The sequence below is a fragment of the Bacillus sp. PAMC28571 genome (assembly GCF_014250435.1).
GTDB classification, from domain to species: domain Bacteria; phylum Bacillota; class Bacilli; order Bacillales; family Bacillaceae; genus Bacillus; species Bacillus safensis.
In genome coordinates, this window is the sequence record NZ_CP060191.1 from 3,299,269 (window position 1) to 3,314,858 (window position 15,590).

Sequence of the window (15,590 nt, forward strand, 5' to 3'; positions counted from 1 at the left end):
GAGGAAAGATCATGTCGTTAGTGTTTATTGGGCTTGGCGTTTTGTTATTGCTTTTACTCATGGTTGTCTTTAAGTTAAACGCTTTCATTTCTTTGATTATTGTCTCTTTAATTGTTGCTGTGTTAGAAGGGATGACACCACTAGAAGCGATCGCTTCCGTCGAAAAAGGACTTGGCAGTACGCTCGGACATCTGGCACTCATTCTCGGTTTTGGAGCGATGCTTGGGAAATTGATGGCTGATTCTGGCGGAGCTCAACGGATCGCGATGACACTTATTGACCGATTTGGCATCGGAAAAATCCAATGGGCGACGATGCTGACTGGGTTTGTGATTGGAATTGCTCTATTTTATGAAACCGGATTCATTATCTTAATTCCATTAGTCTTTACGATCGCTCAAGCTGCAAGACTTCCTGTGCTGTATGTGGGTATGCCGCTTGTCGCTGCACTCATCACCACACATGGCTTCCTCCCTCCTCATCCAGGACCGACTGCCATTGCGAATGTCTTTCAGGCAAACTTGGGACAAACCTTATTGGTTGGGATTATTTTAGCGATTCCTGCTGTTTTAGTAGGCGGACTTCTGTTTACGAAACTATTTAAAAAAGATCAGTTGCACGCACATATCCCAAAGAACTTATTTAATCCAAAGGAATTCACAGAAGAAGAAATGCCTAGCTTCGGCATTAGCATTTTCACTGCTGTTTTGCCTGTATTACTTATGACATTCAGAGCATTTCTAGAAATTTTCTTCCCATCCTCCCCATTGCTGCCAACTGCTGAGTTTTTAGGCGAACCGGCGATTGCACTATTAATCTCAGTGCTGCTTGCCATCTACACGTTTGGGCTTGGAAGAGGAAAGAGCATGCAGGATGTGATGAAGTCCATCACGGATTCTATCGGCTCTATTGCTATGATTCTATTAATTATTGCAGGCGGCGGTGCCTTTAAACAAGTGCTCATTGATAGCGGCGTCGATCAATACATTGCAGGGATCATGCAAGGAAGCACACTTTCTCCCCTGCTTCTGACTTGGCTCATTGCTGCTGTCCTTCGTGTCTCTTTAGGATCAGCCACTGTCGCCGGTCTCACGGCGGCTGGCATTTCTGCACCACTGATTGGCCTGACGGGTGTCAGCCCTGAATTAATGGTGATCGCAACAGGTGCGGGAAGTATTACATTCTCTCATGTGAATGATGCGGGTTTCTGGATTTATAAAGAATACTTTAACCTATCAATGGCTCAAACCTTTAAAACGTGGACATTGATGGTCACCGTGCTTTCACTTGTCGGACTTGCTGGTGTTCTTGTCGCTGATTTGTTCATGTAGGAAATTAAATTGTAAAAACCATTGACTTTTCCCTGAAAACGTTGAATAATTGTGTTTATTAAGAAAATTGAATCAAAAGGTAACCTTATTAAGAGTGGTGGAGGGACTGGCCCTGTGAAACCCGGCAACCGCTGTTCCTAGGAACAGAATGGTGCTAATTCCTTAAGCAAGCAAATGCTTGTTTGAAGATAAGGCAGAGTTCTCACAGTATATGATGCTCTTCCTTATCTAAGGAAGAGCTTTTTTATTTGATTTTTTAACCTGAAGAAAGAAGGGATTCAGCATGACACAAGTACAAACCATTGGAAAGAAAACAACGAAACCGCCATTCCGCGCAGATCAAGTAGGAAGTTTACTTCGTTCAGAGCGCATCAAGGAAGCACGCAAGCAAAAAGCAGACGGTACGCTGACAGCAGAGCAGCTCCGACAAATTGAAAACGAAGAAATTACACGTATTGTAGAGAAGCAAAAAGAAATTGGGTTAGAGGTTGTCACAGATGGTGAATTCAGACGTGCATGGTGGCATTTTGACTTTCTTGAAGGACTCGATGGAGTTGAAGGATTTGAAGCAGATCAAGGCATTCAATTCCATAACACAACGACAAAAGCTAGAGGTATCAAGGTAACAGGCAAGATCGATTTTACAGATCATCCAATGCTGGAGGATTATCGTTTCCTTCACAGCATCGCTGGTGATCATACGGCTAAAATGACGATTCCAAGTCCGAATATGCTCTTTTTCCGTGGAAAGCTTGAAGAAGGAGTGTATGACAGCTTAGAGGAATTCCACCATGATGTGGCACAAGCGTATAAGAAAGCCATCCGTGCTTTTTATGATGCAGGCTGCCGCTACTTGCAGCTGGATGATACGGCATGGGCAGTGTTCTTTTCCGAAAAAGGCCACGAACAAATCAAAGCCTTTGGCCGAGAAGAAGATGAACTTCGTGAATCGTTTGCAAAGACAATCAATGAAGCTGTTGCCGACCGCCCAGAGGATTTGGTGATCACGATGCACATTTGCCGAGGTAACTTTAAATCGACATGGGCAGCTGAAGGTGGTTACGAAGCAGCGGCAGAAACAATTTTTGCCGGCTTAGATCTTGATGGTCTCTTTTTAGAGTTTGACGACGATCGTTCTGGCGGATTTGAGCCCCTTCGATATGTGAAGAACCCAAACCTTCAAATCGTACTAGGCCTTGTCACTTCAAAATACGGAGAGCTTGAGCCAGTTGAACAGATTAAAAAACGCATTGAGGAAGCGGCTCAATATGTAGACATTAACCAAATCTGTTTGAGCCCACAATGCGGATTCGCCTCAACAGAGGAAGGCAACCTGTTAACAGAAGAGCAGCAATGGGAAAAGCTGCGTCATGTGATTGAAATTGCTGATCAAGTGTGGAAATAGGCGGAAACTTACAGAAAAACCTGACCTTCATAATAAAGAACCGCTTTTTTAAGCGGTTCTTTATTTTTTGTCATCTCAATCAACTTGATATTAAGTTTAATCGTATTACTTCTATAGTTGAGTTTAAGAAGATATTGAACATACGTTATCTTCTTAAAAACCATTTTTATACTCATAAGTTGTCTAACAAGTTAAGTGGATTGATACATTCAAGTCATCTTCCTAGCCAGAATATCTCCTACTGAAAATCCACCCTAATTATTAGAAATTACAATACTGCTTTTTCCATCGTTCCCTCAAGCAAACCTAAAAGTATGACTATAGTTTATGGGGTCTCGAAGCTTTGGTTTAAATATATCGGTGAAATCAAATGCTAAGGCAACTCTTTTTCATACCAACTCATTGCCCCCTACAGGTGGTACTAAAAATTCGTTAAGATCCCTGCCTCCTCAATGATATTCACTTTATTAGATAGAGAGTATCGATATAAAAACTTGTCAAAAATTTATTGATCTAAATTAAAAAAATAAGAAAAATGTGATATTATGACTTCCGTTAGGGTATTAACTTGAAATTTAATACATAAATAGAAAAATGATTACAAGAATAAAGTTTATAAAACTACTCTTCTTGTTGAGTTTAGTAATGTAGTTATTGCTAATGGACATGTATTATAAACTTGTTTTTTCATACCTTAACACTTTATGAAAGGAGTGTACATTCATGGCTAACTTATGATGAATGTTATTTATATAATGATTTCGCCAAAGAAAATAAACTATCCGTCGATAGGTAATAAAATTATAAACCATACCCCCATTACACCAGCACAGGTATTCAAATTATTCATTCCATCCTTTAGAATTCTCCGTTGAAGAGTTTATGGAAGTTATGATGAAATCGGAGATATTCCAACAAGTATGGATACAAACGAGCCAAAGCCACAATCTTGGTAACTTGTTAGAAATTACTGAAGAATATGATACAGATGTTCAAACTTGTATCGAAGACCTGGAAGCATTGAGTAAACAATTAATTGAAAAGGAAGTTGTATATGTAAAATGAATAAACTTAACAACGATATTTTAGAAAACATCTATAAAAACATTTCAACTAAGAGAAGCAAGACAATCGTTAATTACATTGCAATGCTAATGGCACTAGCGAGAGATAATGAACTAAACGAGATTGATTTAATTAATTGGATTCACAGCAAATTAAGTGAAATAGGATATTTTCAAGAAAAAAACCGTTTATTTACTCAAAACAAATTAGATGAATTTGTCTTAGAGTTTATTGAAGGAAGAGCACTATTATATGATGATATCAGCATAACTGAAACAAAACAAAACGAATATGTCATCAGTAGCAAACTGTGGTACAAAAAGAATCCACCTGAGAGTTTTTTTTATTTTGGTATTGACCCTGAAGATTTTTCGAACTATGCACAAAAACTTGCTCAAATAAACGCCGAAAAACTAGGCATCTCAATCCATTTTTCTGAGGATCAAGCTCATGAAAAAGAAATAGCCCATATCCAGCTGTCAAAAAAATGTTCTCTTTCAGAAGAATTGATAATAACTCAGCCAAGTTCAAAAGACTTTTCGTGGTTAACATGGTTTTTTAATGAACATTGGGGTGGAACGACTATGGTGTCTAAAGGGACAACTTATAATGTTTTAAATGAAAACATTTTGTTGGCTAAACGTGGAGATTATATAGTAGGAATATTAGTTTACAAAATATTCAAAGAAGAGGCAGAAATCCTGACTTTGGAGGCTCTAGAAAAGTACCATGGTGTTGGAAGTAGATTACTTTTTGAGTTAGAACAAAATCTAAAAACACAAAATATACACTCTATTAATTTAATCACTAGTAATGATAACTTAAATGCAATTAGGTTTTATCAAAGAAAGGGATATTCTTTCAAAAACATCTATATTGGTGCAATTGATAAAGCAAGAATGGTTAAACCTACAATTCCCTCTATAGGAAATTACGGAATACATGTCAAAGATGAATTAGAATTTGAAAAAAGGTTGATACAATGACTATAAAAAGCTGACTGACTAGTTCCATGAGTACTACCAAGTTATTAATAGTCTATCCTGGGCTAGTTAAATTTTATAATATTGATCATGAATTCATACAGTGGAGAAAGATTCAGATGTATAATTACTGAATTGAAGACAGAATTGCTGCTGATAACTTTTTGAGAATAGGATTCTTTTCTTAGACCACAATTGGGAAAGGGTTAAGTCTACTAGAATTTAATTTTAAATACCCTAATCATTGAAGATATAAAAGAAATACTTGAAGAATAGGTATTACCGAATTAAAACCATTATATGATTTATATGAACCACGCAACAAATTAAAGTGTGGTTTATTTTTTGTTCGATTTTGTCTTTTTCATAAAAAAGGCATTATCACCCATCATGCCCCTAGAGGAGACCCAATGAATGATAATGCCTGATTCAAATTGTTTTCACCGTTTCAAGACACCATATGTCCTAAAGAAACGAAACAATAGTTTCTCTGTTTAGTAATCCAAATGTTCACCATTTGACGCAATCACTTGTTTATACCAATCGAAGCTTTTCTTTTTCTTTCGATCTAATGTACCGTTTCCTTCATTATCACGGTCAACATAAATGAAGCCGTAGCGTTTTTTCATTTCAGCCGTTGATGCGCTGACAAGGTCAATTGGGCCCCAGCTTGTATAACCGATCAGGTCAACTCCGTCTGCGATGGCTTCTCTCGCCTCTAGCAAATGGCTTCTGAGGTAATCAATTCGGTAATCGTCTTGAATGGATCCGTCTTCTTCTACTTGATCGACAGCACCCAATCCATTTTCTACGATAAACAATGGCTTTTGGTAGCGGTCATACAGCTGATTCAGTGTTGTACGAAGTCCTTTCGGATCAATTTGCCAGCCCCAATCACTTGCTTCTAGATAAGGGTTTTTCACACCTTCAAATAAGTTACCGCCAGTCACTTGTTCAAGGATCTTTGGATCTGTACTTGTCACAAAGCTCATATAATAACTGAAGCCAATATAGTCCACTGTATGGTTTCTTAAGATGTCTTCATCGCCATCTTGGAACTCGATGTTGATGTCATTTTCAAGGAAATAACGTTTCATGTAACCTGGGTAATAACCTCTTGCCTGTACATCTGAGAAGAACAATGTTTTACGGTCTTGCTCAATTGCAGCAAACATATCTTCTGGTCTTGAGCTGTACGGATAAGTTGTCATCGCTGCAATCATACAGCCGATTTTCGCATCAGGAATGATTTCGTGTCCTGCTTTGACAGCCAAAGCACTTGCAACAAATTGGTGATGCGCTGCTTGATATTGAATGCTTTTCTCGTCATCACCCTCTTCAAATACAAGTCCGCCGCCAGTGAAAGGCGCATGTAATACAACGTTGATTTCATTGAATGTCATCCAATATTTCACTTTGTCTTTAAAGCGAGTGAACAATGTTTTCGCGTATGTTTCATAAAGATCGACAAGCTTACGGTTTCTCCATCCGCCGTAGTTTTTCACAAGTGCGAGCGGCATTTCATAGTGAGAGATGGTGACAACTGGCTCAATTCCGTGCTTATGCAGTTCATCAAATACTTTTTCATAAAAAGCAAGGCCTGCTTCATTCGGTTCCGCATCGTCGCCATTTGGGAAGATACGCGGCCAAGAAATGGATAGTCTGAAGCACTTGAATCCCATTTCTGCAAAGAGTGCAATATCTTCTTTATAGCGATGGTAGAAATCGATTGCATCATGATATAAGTTAAGGTCTTTCATTGATTCATCGAATGGGTGCATAATACCATTTGGTGATACATCAGCTGTCGATAAGCCTTTTCCATCTTGATTATATGCGCCTTCAACTTGGTTGGCTGCAACAGCGCCGCCCCATAAGAAACCTTTAGGAAATGTTTTTTCTAACTTGTTCATGTTGAATACCCTCCTCTTTTTCTTCTACACTGACTGTAAGCAGTGTCTCTTTCACTGTAATCGTTCCATCTGTTTTCGCATCAACTTGTGCAAAATCGTTTGTGTTGGTGACAATAACAGGTGTGGTGACATCATAGCCTTCTTGCTGAATGCCCTCGATATCAAAATCAATGAGTACATCTCCTGCTTGAATCAGATCACCTGACTGCACATGACTTGTGAAATACTTTCCGCCAAGTTTTACCGTGTCAATCCCGACATGAATGAGAAGTTCTGTACCTTGTTCACTCTTCAAGCCAATGGCGTGTTTTGTGTGGAAAATGGTTTCAACCTTGCCGTTGAACGGTGCTACAACACGCCCAGCTGTTGGTACAATGGCTGCACCTTTACCCATAATTTCATTAGAAAATGTTGCATCATTTACTTGATTGAGCGGCTTTAGTTGACCTTCAAGCGGGCTTTGTACCACTTCATTTTGAAGTGCTGCTGTGTCTTTCTTTTCTTCTGGTTTGTCTGCTTTTGTATCATCTTTCACTGGTACATCTTTGAATCCTAGAACAAGTGTCATGATTGTTGCTACAACAAATCCGATGACTAAACCGATGATTGAGTAGACAAATGTTGGTCCAATGAATGTTGGGAGACCTGGAAGGCCTGCTGATCCAGATATCACATATGATTTTACTTTAAAGATTGACATGAACACGCCGCCTGCTGCTGCACCAATAAGGGCTGCAAGGAACGGTTTTTTCAATCGCATGTTCACACCATACATAGCAGGTTCAGTAATACCCATTAAGGCTGTGATACTTGTAGACATCGCCAATGATTTGAATGTTTTGTTTTTTGATCTTAAGAAGACACCGAATGCTGCGCCTGCTTGTGCCATATTCGCTACAAACATCATTGGTAGAATGTAGTCAAAACCGTTTAACGTAATGTTGTTGATCATGATTGGAAGCAGTGCATAGTGCATGCCCGTAATGATCAATGGTGACATGAATCCGCCGATCAAGAGTCCGGCCAAAAGACCTGCATGTTTAAACAATAAATCAATTCCACCTGAAAGGCCACTTCCGATAATCCCGCCAAGCGGTCCAACCGCGATGAGCATAACTGGTACAACGACTAGAAGTGTGACTGTTGGAACAAGGATGATCTTTAATGATTTCGGACTATATTTTTCTGCGAATCTTTCAACATATGAACCAAGCCAGATGGTGAGTAGAATTGGAATCACCGATGAAGAGTACACAACGGCCACGACTGGCAAGCCTAGAAATTCTGTATTTCCCGCGCCCAGTAAAGCGGTTAACTGCGGGTGCAGTGCTGCTGCTGCAATGGCAGCCGCGATATACTGATTTGTGCCATTTTTTTTGGCTACGCTTACAGCAAGCAGAATCGGTAAGAAGTAAAAGGCTCCATCTCCGATGGCTGTTAAAATCGCATACGTACTGCTTTTATCTGATATCCACTGGAATGTGAGCATCAGTGCCAAAATCCCTTTGATCATACCGGCCCCAGCGATGGCTGGAAGAATCGGTGTGAAGACACCAGAGATAAAATCGAAAAGCTTTGATATCACATTTTGTTTTGACGCTTCTTCTGTACCGCCTGACTTTACATCAGATGATAGACCTGAATCAGCGACCATCGCTTGATAGACATTTGAGACATCATTGCCGATAATGACATGATATTGGCCTCCGCTTTGATTCACGCCCATGACGCCGTCTGTTGATTGCAGCTTCTCTTTATCTGCCTTGCTTTCATCGTATAAGTTGAAGCGAAGTCTTGTCATACAATGCGTGACGTGTTTAACATTCTTTTCACCGCCGACAAGTTCTAGCACTTCTTTTGCTGTTTGTTTGTGGTTCATTGTGTTACCCTCCAATCGTTGATTTCATCTTGATATAGAAAAAACCTAAACATCCATTAATGTCCGAGAAATAGCGATTCAGACATTAATCGATATTTAGGTTTTGCCTGCTTAACCAGTAACAATCCTTCATAGCGATTGATCGTTATTTAATTTTTATAAGTCTTTAGATATAAAAAAACCTAAATCACGCCTTATCAAAGATAGGGACAATGATTTAGGTTTTGCCTGCTTGACCAGTAACAATCCTAAAAGATTGTGGGTTATTTAGTTTATAGTTATAAATTATCATGTTAATTTTGTGATGTCAACGCTTTCTTTTTGAATTTATTTTCTTTTTATTACTCTGTCTATATGCAAAGTTAAATATAGCATTTCATCTTCTATGAGACTTCGGTTGTATTCTTTTTGAACATACTCGTTAATTTTTTCTGCGCATTGAAAAGCTGCAGTGTTTTTCTCTTTTACCACTTCATACAGAAACTCATTTTGATTTTCCATTTGTGTTTCGTTAAACAGACGCTGTCCGAAAAACTTTAAATGCGTCACAAATCGGAAATAATTTAATGATTCCTCGTCTAAATCAATTTGAAAGTGATATTTAACGATGTTTAAAATGTCTTGAATAAGTTTGGTGATTTGAATCACGTTTGGCATTTCCTCATTGAGCTCTGCATTGACAATATGCATGGCAATAAAGCCGGCTTCATCCTCAGGAAGATGGATGCTCAGCTTGTCCTCAATGATCCGAATAGCTTCTAAACCGCATTTGAACTCATCTTTATACAGCCGTTTGATTTCCCAGAGCAAGGCATTTTTGATGTCCATTCCTTTTTGATGACGTTCAATGGCGAAGGTGATATGATCCGTCAGCGTCACATAGATGCTGTCATTTAAATTTTTGTTAAGGGTTGTTCTCGCATGCTCAATAATCGCCTCACACACTTGCATATACTCGATTGGAATATCATAAAGCAGGGTTTTGAATTTTTCTGATATATCTTTATTTTGAATAGAAAATACTTTTTCGATTCGTTCTTCGTCAATCGGGTCTCCGCTTTTCTTTTGAAACGCGATCCCTCTGCCCATAATGACCAGCTCATGCTGCTCGTCATCATACGCACTGACAACATTATTATTGATTACTTTAGAAATGATCAATTGATACCCCCCAGTACATTCCGCTTTTTCGAGCATTTTATCGTTGATTCATATGTCATGTTATTATTATTTTCAAAAAAGAGGACTTTAAGATGATTTTACATTTTTTTTTGATCCGGTCAACTAGAAAGAATGACATATTACCTCTCAAAAATGACGAAATAGGGGCAAAAAAGTCTAAAAACATACACAAAAACACTCTAAAAAGAGTGTTTATAGTGTGTTTTTTACAAAATCAGGAGCAGTCCCAATTATAGACGACATTCTCGAAATTTTTTCGTTTAAGGTCTTCTGGTTTGATAAAAAAGTTGGCAATACCGCAATCTCCCCACATCAAATCTACTTCATCATCTGAGTCAATTTGCAATAACAGAACGGTATGTTCTTGATCTACATAGGTACGCGGGTCTTCTTGTGTAAACCCTGGGTACCCCCCCAATTTGTGACCAAAGCCACTCGCTGTTTCATAAAATTCATCCAGCAGGGCATCTGCTTCATCGCCATTAACACCTTCTGCATCTTCGAATAGGTCCCAGCTGTTCTTTCCTGTGACTTTTTCAAAGCGGAAATCTCCTACACTGATCGTTTCGCTTGATAATTCACCTGTAATTGCGCCTTCCTTCGTCACAGGAAAATAAAAATCGTCTGGAATTTTCACAAAAGAAAAATCAGTCATTAACTCTTCTTCTGCCAAGAAAGGTTCCTCAATAAATTTGATGCGAAAATCTTTTTGCTCTGTTTTATGGTCAATATTCATCCCATAAAGATCATCATGCACAGAAATAAAAACTTGCAAAAGTCCTGTTTCTGGATAATCCTTCACCTTGGGCAGCTGGCCGAAATTAATTTGTGCCAAAAGTTTCATAGGTTGTCCTTCGCCGTCAACTGGATATTCGTCGTTTTTTGGAAAATAAGGATCACCAGCTATTTTGCTGTCGTATGGTCCTGTTTTTCCTTGTTTCATCTGCAATTGAATCATTGGTTTTTCCGTTTCATCTAACAACGGACGGTAGGGTGCAAGTATTTCTTTCAGCTTCGCTGATTGTGTCACGATGATCTTCCTCCTTATGAATAGGTCTAATGACAAAACTAGTCTCTCTTTTTCTATCATACAGAAGTGTATCCTGCCTGTCAGCGATAAAACGGTCATAATCCTAACAAGTTTCTCACCTTGAAATGATAAAAAAAACCTCCGATTCAGCTGGAGGTTTTGTCGTTCTTTTATTTCACTTGATAGTTTACTAAGTCGTTTGCTAATGCTTTCATCGTTTCGTTTGTTTCGTGAAGACCTTCAATAATTTTCGTAAAAGTGCCTACTAGTTCTGCTTGATGCTCAGAGGAAGCGACAATTTGCGCAATTTCTTCTTCCATTCCTTTGATCGACCCCTGCACATCTTTTAGGGCTGTTTCAATATCAGTCGTCGCCTGTTTCGCATGAGTTGACAGCTTTCTCACTTCTGTTGCGACCACTCCAAAGCCTGCTCCTGCTTCCCCTACTCTTGCAGCTTCTATTGATGCATTGAGTCCAAGTAAGTTCGTTTGATCAGAGATACCTTTGATGAGATTGGACACTTGATTGATTTTAGAGGAATTTTCGACAGTGGTTTTCGTATTTTGTAGAATTTGTTCACTTGTCGCTTGTAGTTCCTCTGAATGTGCGGCAACCTGCTGTACCATTGCGACTAGTTTTTCGGAAGCTTCGTTGCTTTCCGTCATGATGTGATCTAATCGTTGTTGATTCGTTTGGTCATATGCCACACAGAAGGCAGCAACCACTTGACCTGATTCATCATTAATTGGAACGGCTACGATATCCATTGGAATCCCGTATACTTCTTTCGGAATTTGGATAAACGATGGTTCTCTCCCATTTTTCAACATCGCAAAGTTTTGGAATCCAGCATCTAGTGCATCACCAGCTTTAAATCCTAAATCAATATTCCCATGCTGCTGATAGTAAAGAACCTTCTCTTTCCCTAAAACAGAAAAGGTTAGCTGCTCTCTCATAGCGAGTCCAATGATTGGTAAAGCGTCTATTATGTTATCGATTCTCTGTGACATTCGCTTACGTTCATCCTCTCTTTTTCTAGTACACCTTCTTTATCGGTTCGTTATATGATCTATTACAGCCTGTAATGTGTACTAATATCAATCAAATGACCTAAGACATATAAAAAGCCCACATTCTATCAAGAGAATGTGGGTGTTTTTTAAACAAAGTAAATGCACATGAAGACACTGATACCGATGAGAAAAAGATACATATAGTCAATCCATGAGGTGCTGATGATATGATAATATGTTCGCTCTCTCGTCCCTGTGAAGCCCCTGGCTTCCATTGCAATCGCTAAGCGTTCTGATTTTCGTACACCTTGTGTAAAAAGGGGCAATGCATAACGCATAAAGGCTTTCCAGCTGTTTTTTTGCTTGTAGCCTCTGATTTTGTGTGCAGCTTTCATTTGTTTTAATTCACTTTGAAATAACGGAATAAACCGGAAGCCGGCAAGCATGCCATACGCCCATTTTGGGGACATTCGGCATTGATGAATCAGACTCATCATAAATGCCGTCAAATCTGTTGTGGACGTAAAAAGGAGACCAAATGTCACAAATCCCAGCATTCTAAAAGCGATGGTGAGCCCATTTCTTAAACTCTCCTCTGTGATATGAAACCACGCCCACTTCCAAACGGTATGATCCCCCTTGCCGAAGGCCGCCATCATCCAAAAGACGAGAATAAAAAAGAGCAAATAAGGGACAAGCCTTGTAACGAGATACTTCATATTCCATCCACCTAAAACAACTCCAATGCCAAGAGCAAACAGCCAAATGATAAAGGTAGTTTTAGGGTCAGAAATCGCCATGAGACAGCCCATCGCAAGCAGATGAGCGAGTAATTTCATGACTGGATTCACAGTAGAAAGAAAGGAGTGATTACTTTGCAATCGTCAGCACGTCCTTTCTTTCTGCCACATAGCGGTAATGTAAAGGAGCTCTCAGTTGATAAGCATCGACAAGTTCTTGATTTGAAAATAAATCATAAGGGGTGCCTTCATACACATGCTTCCCTTGATGAAACAGAAGCACTTGATCGGCACACTCATCGACAAGCTCCATATCATGTGTGACCATCACAATGGTCGTACCTTGGCGCTGACGCTCTTTTAAACGCCTCATCAATTCCTTCGCCGTTTTTTCATCCTGCCCGAAAGTCGGCTCATCTAACAGCAATACATCTTGATCAAAAAGGAGCATCGTGGCAACACTTAATCTTCTTTTTTGCCCTAAGCTTAAGGTGAAGGGATGTGCTTTTGCATGATTCTCTAAACCGAACTCTTTCAGCAGCTGAACCGTTTTTTCTTGTACGACTGATTCTGGCCAGTTTCGCTGTCTGCCGCCAAAGGCAATTTCATCGAATACTGTGTCTTGTATAAATTGAAGCTCTGGATTTTGAAACACAAAGCCTGCTTTTTCATATAGTTCTCGGTCTGACCACTTTTTTAGGAGTGTATCTTTTAAGAAAATGTGGCCTTTTTTCGTTGGCTCTAAACGAGCCAAATGTTTGAGAAGTGTACTTTTTCCACTTCCATTTTCCCCGATGATCGCCACCCAATCCCCTGATTTGATATCAAGCTGGAGATCACTCATAATCCTTTTTTTCCCGTAGCTTAATTGAAGATTTTCTGTACGAATCATTGTCTTTCGTTCGATTGATGGCACTTTTTTTCGCTGCTCTTTTCGTGTTTTAAAAGTTTGCATAAAGGTTTGACTCAGTGGATGAAATGGATCTTGAATGATCGTGGACCATTTCTCGGGAAATAATTTGGGCCGCCAAATACCAGCCTCTTTCATTTCTTCCTCATATGCCGTGAGCACATCTTTTGGAGCTCCATCTGCTAAAATGCTGCCTTGATCATCTAATAAAATCACCCGGTCCATCCATTCGATGACACCGTCAAGCACATGCTCTACAAAAATCATGGTCTGCTGCTGACCGGCTGCAAGCTGCTGCAGCAGTTGAAATATGTCCATTCTACCTGCCGGATCAAGCTGTGCGGTTGGTTCATCAAAGAATAGAACATCCGGCTGTAATGCGAGTAAACAAGCAAGTGCCAATCGCTGCTTCATGCCGCCAGATAACGTGTGAATCTCTGTATGCGGATCGACATTCAGTTGGACTTTTTGCATGAGCTGCTGAATGGTGTCATCCATCTCTTCACGAGGGACGGAACGGTTCTCTAAGCTAAAGGCAATTTCTTCATTGACGCGGTGCATACAAAACTGAGAGTCTGGATCTTGAAACATCACGCCTGTATGTCTTTGCAGCACCACTTCGCCCTGCATGTCTGCTTCCACATGCTCTGGAATGATTCCAGCCAGAACCGAAATGAGCGTGGATTTCCCGCTTCCGCTCGGTCCTAAAATAAGCACCTTTTCCCCTTTTTGAATCGTAAGGGAGATTTGATGCAAAACGGGCTTAGGCTGTTCATAAAATCGGACAGAGAGTTCATTGCACGCGAGAAATGAATTCATGCTGTTCACCTTTGTTTCGTTCTTCTTTCATGATGGCATATTGATTCAGTACACCTGTTTTGGATAGTGCGTCTACCACCACTTTCGCAAGGCAGCCGCCAAGTATCATTCCACTGATAATTTGAGTCACAAGGGTCATAAGTAAAACTTGAGGCGTGTAATAACCAAAGCCATTTGCCACGAGACTGTACGCCATCGCTCCGATAGCGGCAAAGGCACCAGAGAGCATCAGTGTCCACATGCGATATCGTTTATAACCAAAAAGAGCGAAGGCGATTTCTGCTCCAAGTCCTTGGCATACACCAATTAACAGAGCTGAAAGTCCGAAGTGGCTTCCTGTCAATAATTCCACAGCAGCGGCGGCTGTTTCTGCAATCAGGGCAGCCCCCGGCTTTTGAATGATATAAGCAACGATTGGACTGGCAATGACCCATATTCCAAACATGATGTTGCCTCCTGCTGGGCCAACAAGTGCTGTAATCGGTAAGTATAGCGTGGACCATCCTAAATAGATCACACCACACGCAACGGATAAAATCACCGCAAGGACGACTTCTTTCATCTTCCATGTCATGATGAATGCACCTCCAGTTGAACTGGCCACTCTTCAACAGTAAAGGCCATTTCCCAAAACTTGTACTCGAGCTGGCAGCTTAAGATAAAGTGCTGTTTCATTTTTTCCTTTTCCTTCTCACTTGCTGCTTCCGCCAACTGATCGAGCCGCCTGCAAAGCTCACCTGTAACAGAATCAGTTAATCCTCCATAAAACGTGATCCACTCATAAAACGGATGTGACGGGTCTGGCTGCACATCTGTAAGCATTCGTTTCCCTATTTCCCAATATGTCCAAGGACATGGAAGCAGGACAGAGATGATTTCACCAAGCGTGCCTTCTTGCGCAACTTGCAGCATGTGATGAATATAGTGGTGAGCACTCGGAGCCAAAGAAGCACCTTGGAGCTCATCATATGCGACTCCTGCCACTCGGCAAAGGTTTTGATGAGGGTGCGTCTCACTATCTAGTACAAACGCAATCTGCTGATGAAAAAACGTAATATCCTCTCTGTCTGTACATCTGCTGAACGCTGCTGCATAAATTTTAATGAATGCTTGTAAGTATTCTGCATCTTGTTTGACGTAATGAATGATTTGTTCCTTTTTCAGCTTTCCTGCTGCCAAGCCTCTGACGAACGGATGCTGATAAATGGCTTCAAATAACGGTTCTGCTTCTTTCCTTAATTGCGTAGAAAATGTCATAAAAAAAGCCTCCTCTTCTTCAGTTGAATAAATGAAAAAGCCACCCCAAATGGAGCGGCCTTC

11 protein-coding genes, 1 pseudogene and 1 riboswitch are annotated in these 15,590 nt (G+C 40.1%); of the genes and pseudogenes, 3 read left to right on the forward strand and 9 right to left on the reverse strand.

Translation table 11 applies throughout. The annotated features are described in order from the left end of the window. Positions 1–11 precede the first annotated feature (11 nt). From H7F25_RS16745 to H7F25_RS16755, 3 genes are all read left to right on the forward strand, one after another. The gene (locus tag H7F25_RS16745; RefSeq protein ID WP_185853954.1) at positions 12–1,331 is read left to right on the forward strand and encodes a gluconate:H+ symporter; all 1,320 of its coding nucleotides are present in this window, start codon (positions 12–14) and stop codon (positions 1,329–1,331) included. An 82-nt stretch (positions 1,332–1,413) separates the two neighbouring features. Continuing rightward, positions 1,414–1,526, forward strand: a riboswitch (SAM riboswitch). Positions 1,527–1,614: 88 nt separating this feature from the next. Continuing rightward, on the forward strand, positions 1,615–2,736 hold the full coding sequence (locus H7F25_RS16750) for a 5-methyltetrahydropteroyltriglutamate--homocysteine S-methyltransferase (RefSeq protein WP_024423919.1): 1,122 nt from the start codon (positions 1,615–1,617) through the stop codon (positions 2,734–2,736). Between the two features lie 1,061 nt (positions 2,737–3,797). Beyond that, positions 3,798–4,787 (forward strand): GNAT family N-acetyltransferase, encoded by a 990-nt coding sequence (locus H7F25_RS16755; RefSeq protein ID WP_185853955.1) that lies wholly within the window; start codon positions 3,798–3,800, stop codon positions 4,785–4,787. A 491-nt stretch (positions 4,788–5,278) separates the two neighbouring features. On the opposite strand, the gene H7F25_RS16760 is transcribed toward H7F25_RS16755, so the two are convergent. From H7F25_RS16760 to tenA, 9 genes and pseudogenes are all read right to left on the reverse strand, one after another. Further along, positions 5,279–6,697 (reverse strand): aryl-phospho-beta-d-glucosidase, encoded by a 1,419-nt coding sequence (locus H7F25_RS16760; RefSeq protein WP_185853956.1) that lies wholly within the window; start codon positions 6,695–6,697, stop codon positions 5,279–5,281. After that, complete coding sequence (locus tag H7F25_RS16765; RefSeq protein WP_185853957.1) at positions 6,669–8,576, reverse strand: beta-glucoside-specific PTS transporter subunit IIABC; 1,908 nt, start codon at positions 8,574–8,576, stop codon at positions 6,669–6,671. Before H7F25_RS16765 ends, H7F25_RS16760 begins: the two co-directional genes overlap by 29 nt. 327 nt (positions 8,577–8,903) lie before the next feature. Next, complete coding sequence (gene licT / locus H7F25_RS16770) at positions 8,904–9,737, reverse strand: BglG family transcription antiterminator LicT (protein ID WP_025093772.1); 834 nt, start codon at positions 9,735–9,737, stop codon at positions 8,904–8,906. A gap of 235 nt (positions 9,738–9,972) precedes the next feature. After that, entirely contained in the window at positions 9,973–10,788 is an 816-nt protein-coding gene (locus H7F25_RS16775) for a YwqG family protein (RefSeq protein WP_185853958.1), read from the reverse strand. Positions 10,789–10,958: 170 nt separating this feature from the next. Continuing rightward, positions 10,959–11,309, reverse strand: a pseudogene (locus H7F25_RS19575) (methyl-accepting chemotaxis protein); the annotation flags it as partial. A 638-nt stretch (positions 11,310–11,947) separates the two neighbouring features. Next, on the reverse strand, positions 11,948–12,682 hold the full coding sequence (locus H7F25_RS16785; RefSeq protein ID WP_185853959.1) for an energy-coupling factor transporter transmembrane component T family protein: 735 nt from the start codon (positions 12,680–12,682) through the stop codon (positions 11,948–11,950). Beyond that, positions 12,672–14,270: an ABC transporter ATP-binding protein gene (locus H7F25_RS16790; RefSeq protein WP_185853960.1), complete on the reverse strand. Its 1,599-nt coding sequence runs from the start codon at positions 14,268–14,270 to the stop codon at positions 12,672–12,674. Before H7F25_RS16790 ends, H7F25_RS16785 begins: the two co-directional genes overlap by 11 nt. Next, positions 14,245–14,844: an ECF transporter S component gene (locus H7F25_RS16795; protein ID WP_185853961.1), complete on the reverse strand. Its 600-nt coding sequence runs from the start codon at positions 14,842–14,844 to the stop codon at positions 14,245–14,247. Before H7F25_RS16795 ends, H7F25_RS16790 begins: the two co-directional genes overlap by 26 nt. Next, positions 14,841–15,527: a thiaminase II gene (tenA, locus tag H7F25_RS16800; RefSeq protein WP_185853962.1), complete on the reverse strand. Its 687-nt coding sequence runs from the start codon at positions 15,525–15,527 to the stop codon at positions 14,841–14,843. Before tenA ends, H7F25_RS16795 begins: the two co-directional genes overlap by 4 nt. Positions 15,528–15,590 lie beyond the last annotated feature (63 nt).

Bases quoted from the DNA above. Each gene is read 5' to 3' on its own strand.
- H7F25_RS16745 (WP_185853954.1), top strand. From the start codon at position 12: ATGTCGTTAGTGTTTATTGGGCTTGGCGTTTTGTTATTGCTTTTACTC.
- H7F25_RS16750 (WP_024423919.1), top strand. From the start codon at position 1,615: ATGACACAAGTACAAACCATTGGAAAGAAAACAACGAAACCGCCATTC.
- H7F25_RS16755 (WP_185853955.1), top strand. From the start codon at position 3,798: ATGAATAAACTTAACAACGATATTTTAGAAAACATCTATAAAAACATT.
- H7F25_RS16760 (WP_185853956.1), bottom strand. From the start codon at position 6,697: ATGAACAAGTTAGAAAAAACATTTCCTAAAGGTTTCTTATGGGGCGGC.
- H7F25_RS16765 (WP_185853957.1), bottom strand. From the start codon at position 8,576: ATGAACCACAAACAAACAGCAAAAGAAGTGCTAGAACTTGTCGGCGGT.
- H7F25_RS16790 (WP_185853960.1), bottom strand. From the start codon at position 14,270: ATGAATTCATTTCTCGCGTGCAATGAACTCTCTGTCCGATTTTATGAA.
- H7F25_RS16795 (WP_185853961.1), bottom strand. From the start codon at position 14,844: ATGACATGGAAGATGAAAGAAGTCGTCCTTGCGGTGATTTTATCCGTT.
- tenA (WP_185853962.1), bottom strand. From the start codon at position 15,527: ATGACATTTTCTACGCAATTAAGGAAAGAAGCAGAACCGTTATTTGAA.